General features: G+C 37.6%; 17 protein-coding genes. 7 read left to right on the forward strand and 10 right to left on the reverse strand.

Annotation, left to right across the window (positions count from 1 at the left end; all coding sequences use genetic code 11):
• Positions 1-67 precede the first annotated feature (67 nt).
• The 5 genes from ACTJKN_RS11495 to ACTJKN_RS11515 all read right to left on the reverse strand — a co-directional run bounded on the left by ACTJKN_RS11495 (position 68) and on the right by ACTJKN_RS11515 (position 5,389).
• On the reverse strand, positions 68-532 hold the full coding sequence (locus tag ACTJKN_RS11495; protein WP_440825094.1) for a DUF4920 domain-containing protein: 465 nt from the start codon (positions 530-532) through the stop codon (positions 68-70).
• Positions 533-854: 322 nt separating this feature from the next.
• Positions 855-2,231 (reverse strand): DNA repair protein RadA, encoded by a 1,377-nt coding sequence (gene radA / locus ACTJKN_RS11500; protein ID WP_440825096.1) that lies wholly within the window; start codon positions 2,229-2,231, stop codon positions 855-857.
• A 137-nt stretch (positions 2,232-2,368) separates the two neighbouring features.
• Positions 2,369-3,919 (reverse strand): Rne/Rng family ribonuclease, encoded by a 1,551-nt coding sequence (locus tag ACTJKN_RS11505; RefSeq protein WP_029274483.1) that lies wholly within the window; start codon positions 3,917-3,919, stop codon positions 2,369-2,371.
• A gap of 279 nt (positions 3,920-4,198) precedes the next feature.
• Positions 4,199-5,077: a tetratricopeptide repeat protein gene (locus ACTJKN_RS11510; protein WP_440825098.1), complete on the reverse strand. Its 879-nt coding sequence runs from the start codon at positions 5,075-5,077 to the stop codon at positions 4,199-4,201.
• 9 nt (positions 5,078-5,086) lie between these two features.
• Entirely contained in the window at positions 5,087-5,389 is a 303-nt protein-coding gene (locus ACTJKN_RS11515; RefSeq protein ID WP_025143406.1) for an HU family DNA-binding protein, read from the reverse strand.
• A 169-nt stretch (positions 5,390-5,558) separates the two neighbouring features.
• Between ACTJKN_RS11515 and mutY the strand changes: the two genes are divergently transcribed.
• Positions 5,559-6,620: an A/G-specific adenine glycosylase gene (gene mutY / locus ACTJKN_RS11520; RefSeq protein ID WP_440825100.1), complete on the forward strand. Its 1,062-nt coding sequence runs from the start codon at positions 5,559-5,561 to the stop codon at positions 6,618-6,620.
• 56 nt (positions 6,621-6,676) lie between these two features.
• Positions 6,677-7,114: a single-stranded DNA-binding protein gene (locus ACTJKN_RS11525; protein ID WP_131028222.1), complete on the forward strand. Its 438-nt coding sequence runs from the start codon at positions 6,677-6,679 to the stop codon at positions 7,112-7,114.
• Between the two features lie 142 nt (positions 7,115-7,256).
• Here the strand turns inward: ACTJKN_RS11525 and ACTJKN_RS11530 are convergent, their stop codons facing one another.
• Together ACTJKN_RS11530 and ACTJKN_RS11535 are read right to left on the reverse strand one after the other, a co-directional pair.
• The gene (locus ACTJKN_RS11530) at positions 7,257-8,693 is read right to left on the reverse strand and encodes a DUF4270 domain-containing protein (protein ID WP_440825102.1); all 1,437 of its coding nucleotides are present in this window, start codon (positions 8,691-8,693) and stop codon (positions 7,257-7,259) included.
• Positions 8,694-8,715: 22 nt separating this feature from the next.
• A complete protein-coding gene (locus ACTJKN_RS11535; RefSeq protein WP_440825104.1) occupies positions 8,716-9,540 on the reverse strand; it encodes a glycogen/starch synthase in 825 nt (274 codons plus the stop codon).
• A 149-nt stretch (positions 9,541-9,689) separates the two neighbouring features.
• Between ACTJKN_RS11535 and panC the strand changes: the two genes are divergently transcribed.
• From panC to ACTJKN_RS11550, 3 genes are all read left to right on the forward strand, one after another.
• Positions 9,690-10,535 carry a pantoate--beta-alanine ligase gene (gene panC / locus ACTJKN_RS11540; protein ID WP_440825106.1) on the forward strand — a complete coding sequence of 282 codons (846 nt, stop codon included), beginning with the start codon at positions 9,690-9,692 and terminating at the stop codon, positions 10,533-10,535.
• 162 nt (positions 10,536-10,697) lie between these two features.
• Entirely contained in the window at positions 10,698-11,048 is a 351-nt protein-coding gene (gene panD / locus ACTJKN_RS11545; RefSeq protein ID WP_131028219.1) for an aspartate 1-decarboxylase, read from the forward strand.
• 4 nt (positions 11,049-11,052) lie between these two features.
• On the forward strand, positions 11,053-12,036 hold the full coding sequence (locus ACTJKN_RS11550; protein WP_440825107.1) for a lysylphosphatidylglycerol synthase transmembrane domain-containing protein: 984 nt from the start codon (positions 11,053-11,055) through the stop codon (positions 12,034-12,036).
• A 6-nt stretch (positions 12,037-12,042) separates the two neighbouring features.
• Here the strand turns inward: ACTJKN_RS11550 and ACTJKN_RS11555 are convergent, their stop codons facing one another.
• On the reverse strand, positions 12,043-14,421 hold the full coding sequence (locus ACTJKN_RS11555; RefSeq protein WP_440825108.1) for an outer membrane beta-barrel protein: 2,379 nt from the start codon (positions 14,419-14,421) through the stop codon (positions 12,043-12,045).
• Between the two features lie 108 nt (positions 14,422-14,529).
• Complete coding sequence (locus tag ACTJKN_RS11560; protein WP_440825109.1) at positions 14,530-15,606, reverse strand: helix-turn-helix domain-containing protein; 1,077 nt, start codon at positions 15,604-15,606, stop codon at positions 14,530-14,532.
• 193 nt (positions 15,607-15,799) lie between these two features.
• Between ACTJKN_RS11560 and ACTJKN_RS11565 the strand changes: the two genes are divergently transcribed.
• Positions 15,800-16,939, forward strand: a complete 1,140-nt coding sequence (locus ACTJKN_RS11565; RefSeq protein ID WP_440825110.1) for an acyl-CoA dehydrogenase — start codon at positions 15,800-15,802, stop codon at positions 16,937-16,939.
• A gap of 60 nt (positions 16,940-16,999) precedes the next feature.
• Here ACTJKN_RS11565 and ACTJKN_RS11570 read toward each other — a convergent pair whose 3' ends face one another.
• The gene (locus tag ACTJKN_RS11570) at positions 17,000-17,344 is read right to left on the reverse strand and encodes a phage holin family protein (RefSeq protein ID WP_230142482.1); all 345 of its coding nucleotides are present in this window, start codon (positions 17,342-17,344) and stop codon (positions 17,000-17,002) included.
• A gap of 18 nt (positions 17,345-17,362) precedes the next feature.
• Here ACTJKN_RS11570 and ACTJKN_RS11575 point away from each other — a divergent pair, with 18 nt between their 5' ends.
• Positions 17,363-17,794 carry a hypothetical protein gene (locus ACTJKN_RS11575; protein WP_440825111.1) on the forward strand — a complete coding sequence of 144 codons (432 nt, stop codon included), beginning with the start codon at positions 17,363-17,365 and terminating at the stop codon, positions 17,792-17,794.
• Positions 17,795-17,821 lie beyond the last annotated feature (27 nt).

Below are 17,821 nucleotides of genomic sequence, written 5' to 3' on the forward strand. Positions count from 1 at the left end.
AATATCTTCATTTCGAGCGGAGTGTAACGCAGTCGCTAACTTCGGTCTTCGGACCCCGGACTTTCTTTTATTTATCCAAAATCACTACGCCTTTAGCTTCGAAAGCCAATTCTTTTTTAGGATCGGTAATTTTGGCTACTTCTTCAGGAGATTTTTTAGCATCTTCTGCATAGTGGCGTAAAGTTTCTACCGAGATGGTTTGTTTCTTTGCTAATCCATCCAAAACTACTTTTTTGCCCACAATGTCCATCGGCATAAAGAATGCATAATCTTTAAAAGTTACCCGCATTGGATCGCCATTAGGCATCTCTAAAGTCATCCAGCAGCCCTTTTTCTTACACACATCTACCACCTTGCCTTCGATTTTCATATCGGTAATTTTTTTATCCCCCATGGCAGCTTCCATCTTTGCAGCTGGTTTTACATCGCCTGGTTTAACTTCTTCTCCAAATTTTTGACCAGTATATGCGCTTTGAGCAAATGAAAATGCCGCAGATAGGCAAAAGCCCAAGCTTAGAATGATTTTTTTCATGATTTTATAATTATCCGGTTAATGATCTAATCAAAGTTATTTAAAATTTTTCTAAATAATGAAAACAAAAAAATCCCCGTTAACATCCATTAACGGGGAAAATCATCCCTATAATTGCAAATCACATTTTATGATGTACATTTAATTGTTATAGGCAAACCAGAATCCAAAAGTTCAATTTTAGTTTTGGTTGTGGTTAATGTCTTTGTATTCAGTTAGTTGTTGTTTTTTTACCGAATTATTATTATTCAATGGCGTTGTAGGAATGTAGAATATTATCTTCTTTCTGTGGAAATTTGTTGAGCTGTTTCCCCATCTTTATTTATCCAAAAACAAGACTGAACACTTCTTCTATTTTACTTACTGCTTTAATTTCAAGGTTGTATTTGTCTGTAGCAATTCCTTTCAAGTTGTATTTAGAGATGTAAATTGTTTCGAAACCCAATTTATCTGCTTCAGCAATACGTTGTTCGATTCTGTTTACCGCCCTAATTTCTCCTGATAGGCCTACTTCTGCTGCGAAACAATTTTTTGAAGAAACAGCAATATCCTGATGTGATGATATAATGGCAATTAATACAGCCAGGTCAATTGCAGGGTCTTCGACTCTAATTCCACCGGCAATATTTAAGAAAACATCCTGTGTACTTAACCTAAAGCCGCAACGCTTTTCTAAAACGGCTAAGAGCATATTCATCCTTTTGGTATCGAAGCCCGTTGCTGAGCGTTGAGGCGTTCCATATGCTGCCGAACTCACTAAGGCCTGTGTTTCAATCAACATTGGCCTGGCGCCTTCTAAGGTTGCGGCTATGGCGATTCCGCTCAGCTCTTCATCACGTTGTGAGAGTAAGATTTCTGATGGATTGGAAACTTCTCTTAAGCCGCTGCCTTGCATTTCGTAGATTCCGAGTTCTGCTGCTGCACCAAATCGGTTTTTGATGGATCTTAAGATGCGATAAACGTGGTGCCTGTCGCCTTCGAACTGCAAAACCGTATCAACCATGTGCTCGAGTATTTTGGGCCCTGCAATGGCGCCATCTTTGGTGATATGGCCGATAAGGAAAACAGGTACGCCGGTTTCTTTTGCAAAACGTAATAGTTCGGCAGTACATTCCCTTACCTGCGATACACTGCCCGGTGTTGAATCGATATGAGCGGAGTGCAAAGTCTGAATAGAATCTACAACTAAAATTTCAGGTTCAAGAATTTCGATCTGTTTAAATATATTCTGTGTAGAAGTTTCTGTTAAAATGTAACAGTTGGATGAGGGGCTTTCCTGAATCCTTTCTGCCCGCATTTTAATTTGCTGTTCGCTTTCTTCACCGGAGATATAGAGTAGTTTTTTGCCCTTTAAATTTAAAGCCAGTTGCAACATCAAGGTCGATTTCCCGATACCTGGTTCACCGCCAATGAGCACTAGCGATCCTTCTACTAATCCACCACCCAAAACGCGGTCTAATTCTTTATCGCCAGTTAATATTCTACGTTCTGTTGATGATTGTATTTCATCAACCTTGCTTGGTTTGCTTAATTTTCGACTTGTATTATCACTTTTCCAGGTTGGAACAGAAGCGGAGCTTTTTTCTACAATTTCTTCCACAAATGTGTTCCATTGGTTACATGATGGACATTTACCCAACCATTTTGCCGATTCGTAGCCACAGCTCTGACAGAAAAATGCACTTTTTGATTTTGCCAATTGATTAAAATTTTAGATTACGAATTTAACCTTTCTCGTTGATAAACCTCACAGGTTTTTGAAACCTGTGAGGTTTTGATCGCAATAAAAAAGCCCAGATTTAAAAATCCGGGCTTTCTGTTAAATGGTGTTTTGAGTTATAATTTAATCTCTTCATCTTTTGCGGAGATGAAGTGAAACTCGGTTAAGTGATACGATGATTGTGCCTTAACTTTAATCCATTGGCCGTATTTAAAAAACCAGCGGCGTTGAAGGTTGAAAATGCCTTTTGTAATATAAGCTTCTATGTATGGGTGTACGCAAAGTGTTACGCCCTTTTCATTCTGCTCTCTTAAAATATAATTAAGGTTGTTCTCAATATCATCCATTAAAACGATACTCGCTTTAATTTCTCCAGTCCCATCGCAGGCCGGACATTTTTCTACCGTAACAATATTCATTTCCGGACGAACACGTTGTCTGGTAATCTGTACCAAACCAAATTTGCTCGGAGGCAAAATAGTATGTTTGGCTCTATCCAATAACATCAGCTCACGCAAATAATCGAATAGCATTTTACGGTTTGTTGGTTTGTGCATATCGATAAAATCGATTACCACAATACCGCCCATATCTCGCAAGCGCAATTGACGGGCAATTTCTTTGGCCGCCTCTTTGTTTACCTGTAAAGCATTCTCTTCTTGATTTTCTTTACTGGCAGTACGGTTTCCACTGTTCACATCTATCACGTGGAGTGCTTCAGTGTGCTCTACAACAAGGTAAGCACCACCTGGTAAGTTTACTGTTTTTCCGAAAGCGTTTTTAATCTGCTTTTCTACACCAAAATGATCGAAGATAGGTTCTTTCTGTTTGTATAGTTTAACGATCTTTTCCATTTCGGGAGAGATGTCGTGAACATAAGAACGGATATCATCGTACAGCTCAGGCGTACTCACGTAAACGTTTGTAAAATCAGGGTTCAGAATATCACGGATTAACGTTGATGATCTGTCCATTTCTCCCCAAACTCTTTTTGAAGGTTCGGTAGATGGCATTTTTTTAATGAAGTTTTCCCACTTAGCAATTAAATCTAAAAGATCTTTTTGCATTTCGGCAACTCCTCTGCCTTCAGAAACGGTTCTGATAATGACCCCAAAATTTTGAGGTTTAATACTTTCAATAATCTTTTTTAAACGATTACGTTCGGTATTACTTTTAATTTTTTTTGATACAGATATGGTATTGGAGAATGGCACCAGTACCACATACCTGCCGGCAATCGAAATGTCGGAACTTAAACGCGGTCCCTTTGTAGAAATTGGCTCTTTGGCAATTTGTACAGGTAGGAGCATGTTTTTACTGAGCACATCAGAAATTTTGCCAGCCTTGTTAATATCGGCTTCTAGCTTTAAATTATCTAATAATGTGCCTGTAACCGAGCCATTACGCTTGATCTTCGTTAGCTTAATTAAAGATTGCACCTGAGGGCCTAGATCAAAGTAATGCAAAAAAGCATCTTTTTCATAACCAACATCCACGAAAGCGGCATTCAGACCAGGCATAATTTTTTTAATGCGGCCTAAATAAATATCGCCTACAGCGTAGTTAATATTGATTTGTTCTTTGTGAAGCTCAACAAGTTGTTTGTCTTCAATCAACGCTATGGTAACTCCGGCAGGAGTCGAATTGATAATTAATTCTTTTACCAACAGCTACAGATTTAAGGCTTTCGCCTATTAACAAATGGATAGTAAATAAAAACAATGATGTAGCCAAAAAGATATACAATAAAAAAATCATATAAATTGTTTAAACCTCATAGTGTTTACTATGAGGTTTAACTGGCTTTATCAAATAAGAAACTATTTTTTCTTATGTCTGTTTTTTCTTAAACGTTTTTTACGTTTGTGGGTAGCCATTTTATGTCTCTTTCTTTTTTTACCGCTTGGCATAGTTTTAAGTTTTAAATGTTTTTATTAATCTGTTAATTAATTTTTATTCTTTAGTTCAGCCACCTTCTTATCAATGAATGAAGATAAGGTTGGGTTAGCCGCTAATTTTTTGCTTGATAGGTAAGCATTTACTGCTTCTTTATTTCTGCCTAAATTTTCTAAAGCTGTTCCTAAATAAAAATAGGCTTCAGGGGTTGGAGCAGTGGCAATTACGGTGTTAAAACGAGGAATTGCTTTATCAAACTGACCTGATTTTATGGAGAACAATCCTAAATTCATATTAGCCTTTACATTTTTGGGTTCTTTAGCAACAACTTCTAACAACATTGCAATACCTTGCATTGGTGCGCCTAAGCCGTTTACTATCGTTACACCTAAGCCTGTTTTAGCTTCAATATTTGTAGAGTCTTTCTCTAATGCGTTTTTGTAAGATACATTGGCTTTCTGCAATAAAGCAGGTTGCGCTATGCTATCTTGGGTGCTTTCAAAAGCTTTTATAAATTGATTACCGGCAGCTAACCACGATTTTGATGATGGTTCGCCTTCGGCTACAACTTCTAAATACAGTGCAGATGGCGTAATTTGCTCAACATCGTCCCATTTCTGAGCCAGTTGTTTAGCAAGTTCAATCTTCTCTGCGCCATTTGCGCCTTTGTAGCTGTTTTCTAAAGCTGTAATGTCTGTAGCCAAATTCTTGTTGATTACATTCTTTGCAGCAGTAGACGAAGTTTCGAGGTTTAGTACCGATGTAGTTGATGGAGAAGCTGCTCCGGCCATTGGGCCACTTGAAGGCATTTTTCCATTTTCTTCCGTTGGTTTAACCAAACCCTTAATGTCTCTTGTAAATAAGAATGCAACAAGCAATGCAATCGCTCCAATAACTATGGTTTGTTTTGATCTGATGTTGCTATTCATATATAAGACTTAGGCTTCTACGTTAATTTTTTTTGAATTGCTTTTCACTTTATCAACAAATACTTTTGCCGGTTTAAAGCTAGGAACGAAGTGTTCTGGGATAATTATTGCAGTGTTTTTTGAGATATTTCTCGCAGTTTTTTGCGCTCTCTTTTTAACAACAAAGCTTCCGAAGCCTCTAACGTATACATTTTCACCGCCAATCATGCTGGTTTTGATAACCTTGAAAAATGCCTCAACTGTTTCCTGTACATCAACCTTCTCAATTCCGGTTTTTGTTGATATTTCTGAAATAATATCTGCCTTAGTCATATTTTATTATTTATTATATATTATGTTTTAATATTACTACTGTTTTGGGGTTGCAAAAGTATTGCTTTTTAATGAGATAGGGAAATAAAAGATGATTTTTTTATCACCATACTTATCAGGCAATTGCAAGTTTTTTTTTAATCGGATAAATAGACCGTAATTTGCAGTAATGATATTTCAAAATGAACTCATCAATTGGTACCTGATAAACAAGAGAGATCTGCCCTGGAGGCATACCAATGATGCCTATACCATCTGGTTATCAGAGGTTATATTACAACAAACACGAGTGGAACAAGGACTTCCGTACTTTAATAGGTTTTTAGAGAATTTTCCTACAGTTGCCGATTTTGCAAGTGCTACCGAAACCAAAGTTTTGAAGCTTTGGCAAGGACTGGGTTATTACTCGAGGGGCAGAAATATGCATGCAACCGCTCAAATTGTGGTGAAAGATTATCATGGAATCTTCCCAAACCTGCATGATGAACTCATAAAATTAAAAGGGATTGGTGAATATACAGCTGCTGCCATTTCCTCATTTTCATCTGGAGAAGCACGGGCTGTAGTAGATGGAAATGTATTTCGTGTACTCTCCAGATTCTACGGTTTAGCTACGCCGATAAATAGCCCGGCTGGCAAAAAAGAGTTTTATGCGTTAGCAAATGATTTGCTTTATAAGGAAGACCCTGCGCTATATAACCAGGCTATTATGGAGTTTGGGGCTATGCAGTGCAAGCCAAAATCGCCCAATTGCAGCATTTGCCCGCTTAATCAGAGCTGTTATGCCTTTAACCATGGACAGGTAAATGCGCTGCCGGTTAAAATTAGAAAAGCAGAACAAAAACACCGGTATATTAATTATTTTGTTTGTTTTGAAGATGAAAAAGTACTGGTCAGGGAAAGGCAAGCGGGGGATATATGGCAACATTTATATGATTTTCCTAGTATGGAAACCACAGAAGAATGCGTGTGGAGCGATCCATTATTCATCGATCAGGTAAAATCTGTATTCGGAAATAAGGCAGATTTTACATATATAAGCGCCAAAAAGCACATATTAACGCACCAAATAATCCATGTACAATTTTTTGCATTAAAAAATTATATATTTAACTTTAATAAACAAAAGGAACTTAATTGGGTTTCTTTAAGTAAATTAGATGAGTTACCGCAGCCAAAAGTAATCCATGATTTTGTTCTGGAGTATTTTTATAAGAACAAAATGGAGTAACTAACCATCTTATTCGGCGCACACTTAGAAAACGAAACAACTAACCAAAAATATTTATGTCTGGGATTAACAAAGTTATTTTAGTAGGCCATTTAGGCAAAGACCCTGAAGTGCGACATTTAGACGGTGGCGTAACAGTAGCCAGTTTTCCATTAGCTACCTCGGAAACATACAACAAAGACGGTAAAAGAGTAGAACAAACGGAATGGCACAATATTGTGTTATGGCGTGGCTTAGCAGAGGTTGCTTCCAAATACCTTCAGAAAGGTAAACTGGTTTACATAGAGGGCAAATTAAGAACAAGATCCTTTGAAGATAAAGAAAAGGTTAAAAAATATGTAACAGAAATTGTGGCCGAAAATTTTACCATGTTAGGCAGAAAAAGTGATTTCGAGCAAAGTCCAACTACACCAACGCATCAAAGTTCTGAAACTAAAATTGAAGATGAATTTACAATTGGCCCATCAGATGAAAATGGAGATCTTCCGTTTTAATTAAGGGTTAAAATGCATAAAAAAGCTGCCTGATGAGAGGTGGCTTTTTTTATGCGCTTTTATTTCGGAACCTTAAAATAATAATACAAAAAAACTCCTGCCAGTTTTGCCAGCAGGAGTTTTTGTGATTACATTAAAACCGTTAATTAATTTTAGTATAATAAATATTTAGCTTTATCTTATTTGCAGTTGAGCTGGTTGCACCTATAATTGATCTTTCTGCAGATGTAGCAGTAGATGTCCTCTGGAATTCGGTATAAGAGGTAGGGGCTAGGAATGTACCCTCATCTTCGATGTTTTTATCAATCAAGCTCTGAACGTAACTGGTTATGATAAAGATGTAGCGTTTCTTTAACGAATCGAAATAACCGCCAAAAAGTGCTGCACCGCCAGAAGCACTGCTTGAAAAGGTTGTATAATCAGGTATATCGGCTGGTTGTTGTGCAATATCCCAACGATATAAAGAAAGTCGTTGAGCGGCATTAAAAGGGTATGCTGGCGCATTCTCACCAATCTCTACAACTAGCTCTGCCTTATTGATAATTGCTTTCCCGTATGTGCTGGTAAAACTTTTCAATCTGGGGAAAGTTAGCTTTGTTTTTACACCCGCCAAACCCTGTAAATAAGTTACGTTATAACTTTGGGTGGTGTCTGGTAGAACTGGAACATCTATTTGAGTTTGCACTGGCGTACCTGTGTAATCATGTTTAATATTAGCTGTTACACCAGAAATTACATTTGCAGTTTGTGCGGCATTTGTAACCATTTTGCCAATAGGGAAATTTACACTGGTAGTATCTACACCGCTTGATGAGTTCGTTTTTTTCCAAACCAGCTGCAGGTAAGAATCAGTTCCCGAAAAATTAAAGAATGCAATCCCTCCAACACCTGTAGAAGATGTTTTATTGATCTGTGCATACAAACCTTTAAAGGATTCTATAAACTTAGCCTCTGTTGCTGTTCCTGCAGTACCCAGGTTTAATATGGCGTTTTGTATAAATGCCTTGTTTAGAGGAATTCTGATCTGTGCAGGTACGGTTTTTAAAGTATCAGCTTTGCCCGGAACAATATCAAATATCTTTCTTTTCGTATTTGGTGCAAGTTTACCTGTAAAGTTGCCTAAAAGTGTGTTGTTAATTGCCTGTATATCAGAACTTTTGTATGTCGTAACTTTGTTGGCCAATTGATAAACATCAATACTGTATTTAGAATTGATGGTATCTCCATAAAATTTGGTCACCGTGCTGGACTCATCTAATTTTAATACCAAAACAGCAGAGTCTAATACTGGAGCAGTACCAAAATCGGTATTAACAATTGGGTAAACAGTCATTGCAAGGGCGGCCTCCGTTTTTCCAAAGGTAGGGTCTACCATGTATCCCAATGGATAACGGTTTAATCCGGCGGTGTTGGCAGCGTCTTCTTGTACAAGTTGAGACTTAACCGGCGATACCACCAGCGTTCCGGTGATTGCAGCGTTCGGATCTACATCTAAACCAACACCATCAGGGTTTTTGCACGATGCAAAAAGAAAAAGACCTATCAACAGGGTTAATAAGTCTTGTTTTGTAAATTTCATATTTAAAATAATAATACCTTAATTAAGCAAGTGAAACCAGTTCGTCATTCGAAATTTCTTCATAAAAAGTATAGAAGTTTTCGAAATTCTCGGTTAAGTTAAAAGCTAATGTTGGCTTATTGGAATCTTTAACAAATTTTAACACATCTTTATTCAGGTTTTCATCTGCTAAAACTACTGCGTCAGCGTGTGTTATCGCACCAATGTGCATGCTGTCGCAATCAGATGGTAAGAATGCTTTAGTGTCATCCTCAGTCATATTTGCCATCACTGCTTTCTTAGAAAAATTAGCATTTAATTTCTCTGTAAAGCCATCCTCATAAACAGAGTATACTACTTTAGAATTTTTAAAAGTAGGATCATTTTTATAAGTTGTTTTGATATAGGCAGGAACTAATGCACTCATCCAGCCATGACAGTGAACGATATCTGGTGCCCAACCTAGTTTTTTAACGGTTTCCAATGCGCCTTTGCAAAAGAAAATTGTGCGTTCATCATTGTCGTCGAAGAATTTCCCGCTTGCATCTCTAAATACTTGTTTGCGTTGGAAATATTCTTCATTGTCTAAGAAATAAACCTGCATGCGTGCAGCTGGGATGGAGGCTACTTTAATGATTAAGGGATTATCGTTGTCATCGATAATGATGTTCATTCCTGATAAGCGGATTACTTCGTGTAAACGATTTCTTCTTTCGTTGATGTTACCAAATTTAGGCATTAAGATGCGGATTTCGAATCCTTTTTCTTGCATTGCTTGTGGTAATTGGCGCGTGATTTCAGAAATTTTAGTAAGCTCGAGGAAAGGCGACATCTCGTGTGTAACAATCAGCAGCTTCGTTTTTGCCATCTCCATATTCTAAGAAAATATTAAGTTAAATAAAAGATAATGAGCTGCAAAGGTAAGCATAATAATACTATTTATCAATATAGCAAGCATTTGTTTGGTTTCGTTTAGATTAATTTACACCTTTACGGCTTTAATTTAGTTTGTCCAAATTGGAAATATTTAAAACCAAAGCAGCGCTTAAGGCTTTTTTAAAACCCTTAAAAGCATCAGGTAAAAAAATAGCACTTGTGCCTACCATGGGTGCCCTGCACAATGGCCATATATCGTTGATAAAACTGGCCCAACAAAATGCCGATATCATTATCTGTAGCATATTTGTAAATCCAACGCAGTTTACAGATCCTAAAGATTTAGAGAAATACCCGCGTCCAATCGAACACGATTTAGCCATGTTGGCCGATGCAGGTTGTAATGGTGTATTTATGCCTAATGTAGATGAAATGTATCCTGCAGGGGCCGACGAGGCTTGGCACATTGATTTGGGGAATGCCGAATTTCTGTTGGAAGGCGAATTTAGAAAGGGCCACTATCAAGGTGTAACGCAAATTGTAAAAAAATTGTTTGATGCCGTTGAGCCAGATGTAGCCATGTTCGGACAAAAAGATTTTCAACAGGTATTAATGATCAAGAATATGCTGGCTTATTTTAAGCTGCCCATCACCATTATTACCTGCCCGATTATCCGCGAAGATGATGGTTTAGCCATGAGCAGCCGGAATATCCATTTATCGGACAATGATCGCAAACATTCGCTCGTGCTGAGTAAATCGCTACAATTCGTTATCGATCATTTTAATGAATATTCGCTGTCAGAATTAGAAGATAAGGCCAAAGCATTTTACCATAATATTGATGGTGTTGAACTCGATTATTTTACCATTGCCAATGGCGATACATTAGAACCAGCAAAAGCAAAGTATGAAAATAACCTGATTGCACTGGTTGCCGCAAAAGTAGGGTCGACCAGACTGATCGATAATATGATTATTAAGTGATGGATGATGTAGTCGGTTAATGGTTCATCGTCTTTTGGTTAATAGTCAGGCCCCCTAAGCTATCAACTATGAACCATTAACTATTCACATTTAACATTCTGCTACTTTGCGAAACTCCAAACTGATGACTGAAAACTCCAAACTGATTACTAACTTTGCCGAATGGTTATCACAATATTAAAATCGAAAATACACCGTGTTAAGGTAACACAAGCCGAATTGAACTATGTAGGCAGTATTACGATAGATGAAGATTTGATGGATGCAGCTAACATTATCGCTAATGAAAAGGTGCAGATTGTAAATAATAATAATGGTGCACGTTTCGAAACTTATGTGATTAAAGGCGAACGTGGTACCGGAACCATCTGTTTAAATGGCGCAACAGCCCGTTTGGCTCAGCTTGGCGACATTCTCATCATTATGTCTTACGGCTCATTACCAATAGATGAAGCCAAAAAATACAATCCAATATTGGTTTTTCCTGATGATAACAACCACTTGCTAAAATAACCTTGTGATATTCGACCTCAAAACAGCGCTAAAATATATCATCCTGTTTTTAATCGGGATAGGGGTTTTATATTTAGCTTTTAGAGGTCAGGATTTAGGAAAGATCTGGCAGGAAATTAAAACCGCCAACTACTTTTGGGTAATTACTTCTGCATTTGCCGTATGGATTGCCCATGTGTTACGTGCTTTGCGCTGGCAAATGCTGTACAAATCTATTCATTACAAGGTGAGTTTCTGGAATGCTTATCATGCCGTAATGATCGGCTATCTGGCTAACCTTGCTTTGCCACGCTTCGGAGAGATTGGCCGTTGTTCGGTTATCCACAAAGCCGAAAAGGTGCCCATGTTTGCTTCTATAGGTACCGTAATTACCGAACGGCTATTTGATGTGCTGATGCTTTTTCTCACCAGTTTGGCAATGCTGGTTTTTCAATATGATATTGTAGCCGATTTTCTTTATCAAACTATATATCTCAATCTTGTTAAAAAATTAAGTACGATTAACTATTTGTGGTTGGTTGGTTTGGGTATCATTATTTTGCTGCTCATTGCTGTTGCGATATATTTTCTCCGTCAAAAATTCAGTAAAAAATTCTTGCGCATTTTTGTAAGCCTGCGCCAGGGATTTGGCTCGTATAGCAAGTTAAAAGAAAAAGGCTTGTTCTTAACCTATACTATAGGAATATGGCTTTTCTACTCACTTTCTATGTATTTCGCTTTTTCTTCCATTCAAGCCACTTCGGGATTACATTTTAATGCTGCATTTACCGCAATTGTATTTTCTGGGTTTGCTATGGCAGCCCCCGTTCAGGGCGGTATCGGTGTTTTTCACTGGATGGTTGCGCAGTCTTTGGTACTGTATGGCATATCTTTTAAAGATGGTTTGGCTTACTCAACAATCATTCATTCTTCGCAGGTTTTGCTCATATTGATATTGGGCTGTTTGAGCCTCATGCTGATTTTATTTAAGAAACAAAAGGGGAATTAATTACTTTTAATTGGCTCTGTTCTCCTCATCGCTTTTTTTGTTTTCTCTGGCTTTGTAAGTCGAGCTTCCGAAATTAAAGGTTAAACTAAAAACCAATCTTTGCGAAGCAAAATAGTGGGAGAAATCGTTGTTGATAATACTTTTCTCCCTGAAAATAAGCCTTCTTTTAATGTTGTCGAATGCATCATAAAGCGTAAGTTTAGTATCGAACCTGTTTTTTAACCAGGCTTTTTGCACGCCAAAATCAATTCCGTAAACAGGAGCCATAATATAAAGTCCATTGCCACTTTTCGATTCATAGGTATAACTTACATCCAGTATCCAGTTTTTTAAGGTAAAAACCTGACTTCCATTAACCGTATAATTATATATGGGTATTTCGTAGGTATTCCCAAAGTAAGGTGTTAGCTCCTTGTTGTAATAGAAGGTGATGTTGTTGTTCATCCGCCACCATTTGTTTATTGTTATGGGGGCGCTTATCTGTAGATTTACAAATTTTCGGTAAGGTAGGTTTCTACCCAGAAAAATCAGTTCATTGGTTACTGGATTATATTCAGGATAACGCCCCATTGGATCTGTTTCCTTTCCCGCATTTAACGAAATATTAAGGCTTTTTCTACTATAAGACAGAGCGAAAAGACTAGTGGTAGAGGGTTGTAGATAAGGATTGCCTATCCAATAATGCCTTGGACTGTAATAAAAACGAAAAGGGTTTAGCATGGCAAAGGTTGGCCTTGTTAATCGTCTGGTGTAACTGAAGCTGAGCTGTTCGCTTTCGTTAATGGCATAAGTAATGTTCAAACTTGGGAGCCATTTTATATACTTTTTTTCTGTAATACTGCCAGTGGTAATCGAATTGGCTGTGGTGTGCGTATGCTCTGCTCTTAAACTTAAATTGTAATTAAACTCACTCCATTGACCAATATAAGAAAGGTATCCTGCACCAATATACTCCTGGTAGAAAAATTGGTTACTCCGGTTAGGATCTAAGTTAAAAACATCATTGGCTAATGTATCATAGCGGAGGTCGTTCCGCGTGGTTGTATATGCAAATTTCCCGCCGAATTCTAGTTTTCCTTTACCTATTTTTTGACTGTAGTCAGTTTGTGCCGCACGAATCATTATACTATTTCTAGAGTCTGTTTTCCAGTAATTTAACAACTGATCGTTAAGTGCATTACGGTTCTGGATATCTTCGGTTTGTTGATTGTCAATTTGAGCCAAAGAGGTAATTACATGAAGTTCGCTATTCTTAAATTGAGCATCATAATTTAGACCACCAGAATAATTGTATTGTTTGGGTAAGGCGGAATTATCGCTTTTAACAAACGCAATGGTCTGATCTAAATTAGCGGTTTGGGTAAGCAACTGATTGCCAGACACCGCATCTCTATACATCTGGTAAGTACGTACAAAAGCCTCTAAGTTTTGCCCGTTTTTTACCTCATAAGTTACTTTTGCCTGCACATTAAAGTTTTGATTGGAGGTAACAGTTCTGGTATCGGTAGTCATGGCATTTGCATTGGCTAAATACTGCAAGGAATCATACTTATAAAAAGTGTTCCCGCTGGTATTGCCCAACCTTAAGTCGTAAACAAACCGGTTTGTTTTAAGCACCAGCGATAGATTATTATCCAATAAACTGTAATTGTTACGCTGAAACCGAGCATTATAGGTGCCTCTTAAACCTAAAGACTGATTTCGCTTCAGTTTTACGTCGATAATCCCCTGATATTCTCCATCATATTTTGATGAAGGTTGGTTAATCATTTCAATCGATTCGACCATATCTGGCGACAAGCTCCTGAGGTAGGAAATGATTTCATCATTGTTCATGTTTACCGGCCTGCCGTCAACAAATAAGGTTGGAATTGACCTGCTTGCCATTAAAATTGTTCCATCCTCGTTAACCTGCAAGCCAGGTAGTTTCTTAAACACATCTAATAAATTAGATGCGGACCTGAAAAACACATTGTTGGCAATCCCGATTTTAATCTGACCGTTTTGTGTGCCAAAACTTGGTACTCCGCCTGTTATGGTTACTTCTTGGAGTAGGTTAGCGTCTTCCTCCATTAAAATGTAGCCCACATCAATTGTTTTCAGGCTGTTCTCATCTATCAATAACTCTTTTTGTGTTTTTTGGTAACCGACCAAAGTAACCGATAAAATGTATTTTCCGTTTGGCAGGTCTCTAAATTCGAAGAAACCGGTGGTATCGCTATTGGTATTTTTGATCACTGATGGATGGTCTTTATCAGCCAAAGTCAAATTGGCTAAAGGTATAGCTTGTTTGGTTCTGCGATCAATCAGTTTCCCTTTAATCGTTTGTGCATTTAGAAATAAAGGTATAAGTAAGAATAGGCAGAATAACAATGTCGGTTTCATCTTCGTGTATTTGGATTTTGCGGAATGCTCCAAAACTAGAAGAGAAGGATAGATAAGGGGTTTTGAATCTCAGATTTAGGCGTTCGGAATTATAAAACAAGACCAAATTTAGTTTGATGAAACAACTAATAGCTGTTCCTTATAATGCATAGGGGTTGTTTGTTTGTGCTTTTTAAAAGCGGTGTAAAAAGTAGATTTGGAGTTAAAACCTACCTCATATCCAATGGCTTCGAGCTTAATGCCTCTGTCGTTAACAATCAGTTCGCAGGCTTCGTTTATTCTGAATTCATTGATGTAAGCGGCAAAGCTCTTGCCTAAATTGTCGTTAAGCAATTGCGAAAGCTGGTGACCCGAAATATTAATTTTTTTGGCTAAATCATTTAATTTAAGATCAGAGTTCTTATACAGTTCCTCTTCCAAAATAATCTTCTGCAGTCTATCCGTTAGTGTCACTGCATGTTCTTCGGTTATCTTCTTGTTGGCATAACGGACCAAATCATGGCTGGCCGAAAAAAGACTGCTGTTTTTTCTTCTGCTAATAAACAAGAAAGTGTTTAAGTAAAGAACGGCTGAGAAAAACAAAGCTCCACTAATGCAAGGGCCATTAAAAAATGAGAAGATTGGTAACTTAAATGCCATCGGAACTATTATATTTCCAATTAATATAGATAGCAATAGCGTCTCTGTTGTAGAAATCTTACCTCCTTTGCTGAAAATTTTGGTAAAAACAGCTCGGAGTAACCAGACAGATAATATAATATAAACGGTAAATTGTATTGAAATTATTCTTCCGATATAATTTTCCCATACATCAGGCTTACTGTCATACGGCGAAATGATACTGGCAATTACAATTGCAAAAACCCAAAAGAGATATGTTCCCTTTCGTGTAGTTTTATGCTTTGAATCTTGCCCCAGAGCCGATTTAATAAAATAAAAAAGAGATGGACCAACCAATGAACTTCCTAAAATGCCAATTTGAATATAAATGCCAGGTAAGGCCGGATAAAAATAAAAAAGAAGCGATTTGCTGATCTTTAAACAAAGAGAAACAAGCAAAAGCCCAAGAAAAAAAGAAGATGTGGATTTTGGTTTTTTGAAGAATAACAAATACGCACTAATGATAAAGCCATTAAATGCGCCCAGGGCACTAAAGAAAAATAATATTTGCTGCCCTAAGTTCATTTAACAAAAATAATAATCTTACGTTAACACAAGCCTGTTCTAGCTAATACTTTCATTTAAATTTGATAATATTTTTTAGGATAGTTAAATAAACCAGAAAAGTGACATGAGATAAAATAAATTACTATGCAGCCATAGTAATTTCGATCAGAAATGCTACATTTGATTTACTAACCTTTTATACATAAATGTTATGCATTTTGAATTAAGTGAAGAGCAATTAATGATCCGGCAGGCTGCCCGCGATTTCGCGCAGCAAGAATTAAAGCCAGGTGTAATCGAACGAGACGAACATCAGAAATTCCCGGCCGAGCAGGTAAAAAAACTTGGAGAACTTGGTTTCCTGGGGATGATGGTGAGCGAAAAATATAATGGAAGCGGACTCGATGCCATTTCTTACGTTTTGGTAATGGAAGAGCTTTCTAAAATAGATGCCTCTGCATCTGTTGTTGTTTCGGTAAACAACTCATTGGTTTGTTATGGATTAGAGGCCTATGGCAATGAAGCCCAAAAAGAAAAATATTTAAAGCCACTTGCAGCTGGAGAAAAAATAGGCGCCTTTTGTTTATCAGAACCCGAAGCCGGATCTGATGCTACCTCGCAACGTACAACCGCTGAAGATAAAGGCGATTATTATCTGCTGAACGGCACCAAAAACTGGATCACCAATGGTGGTACTGCATCAACCTATCTGGTTATTGCACAAACCCACCCAGAGTTAAGGCATAAAGGTATCAATGCTTTTATTGTAGAGAAAGGGATGGAAGGTTTTACCGTTGGACCAAAAGAAAATAAACTCGGCATCCGCGGCTCTGATACACATTCTTTAATGTTTAACGATGTTAAGGTGCCTAAAGAAAATAGAATTGGTGAAGATGGCTTCGGTTTTAAATTTGCCATGAAAACTTTAGAAGGCGGGAGGATCGGTATTGCGGCCCAGGCCTTAGGTATTGCACAGGGTGCTTTCGAGTTGGCTACGCAGTATGCTAAAGAGCGTAAGTCATTTGGCAAACCAATTTCTGAGCATCAGGCCATTGCTTTTAAGCTGGCCGATATGGCTACACAGATCGAAGCCGCCAGGTTATTGGTTTATAAAGCCGCCTGGTTAAAGGATCAGGGTTTACCTTACACACAGGCCGGTTCTATGGCCAAGCTTTTTGCTTCAAAAGTGGCGATGGATGTAACCATCGAAGCTGTACAAGTGCACGGCGGTTATGGTTTCGTAAAAGAATACCACGTAGAACGGTTAATGCGCGATGCTAAAATTACTCAGATTTACGAAGGTACATCTGAGATTCAGAAAATGGTGATATCGAGGGAAGTGATCAGGTAGTTTCCAGTTATAAATTTTCAGTTGGCAGTTCGAATTGAAAACCGCCAACTGAAAACTGAACTATTCTTTTTCGCCAACTACAGCGCTAAACACTGCTTTAATTAAGGCTACAACTATAGCAAGGAATGCAGCAGCGATAAAACCTGAAGTATTAAAAGAGGTCATCATGTTATCAACCAATAAAATCATTAAAACGGTAATGATAAATGATACCAGGCCGAGCGTTAAAAAATTAACAGGGAATGTTAATAATCTTAAAATGAACCCGATGGTTGAATTTGCAAGTGCAACCAGTACTGCCGCAATAATGGATGTTGCATAACCATCAACATGTACGCCAGGTACTATTCTTGCGCCGATAAAAAAGGCTAATCCCATCAAAAGGATTTCGATAATAAATCTCATAATTGTTTATTTTTGTAAATGTTTAAATGCTTTTTTAAATACCAGGCCGTAATTGCTATTATCCTACTCGCATTGTCATGTTCGAATACAAACAACAGGCCAATAATTAAGTTTTCTGGGGATAGTTCATCAATAATAATTAAAAATATTGATGAGGCGAGTCTCTTACAGGTTAAAAATGCCTATCAGGCTAATGCAGATACAATTAATTTGGTGTCTGTTTTAATAAAACCAGGTGATCTGGACAGTATTCAAGATGAGCTGGAAGTGTCCGGCAAGGTTAAGATACTTGGCGATTCACTCATATTTAATCCCGATCAGCCATTTCTTAAGGGTAAAGAGTATCTGGTTGAGAGTTACGTAGGAATAAAATTTGCAACCGTGGGGGATCTGATTAAGGGTAATGGTAAGCAGAATTTAAAAGCACAGCGACAAACACTTAAACGGTAATAATCAGCATAATAATTAGCGCAAGTG

Origin of the sequence: Pedobacter sp. 22163, assembly GCF_052045595.1 — a bacterium.
In the GTDB taxonomy this organism is placed as follows: domain Bacteria; phylum Bacteroidota; class Bacteroidia; order Sphingobacteriales; family Sphingobacteriaceae; genus Pedobacter.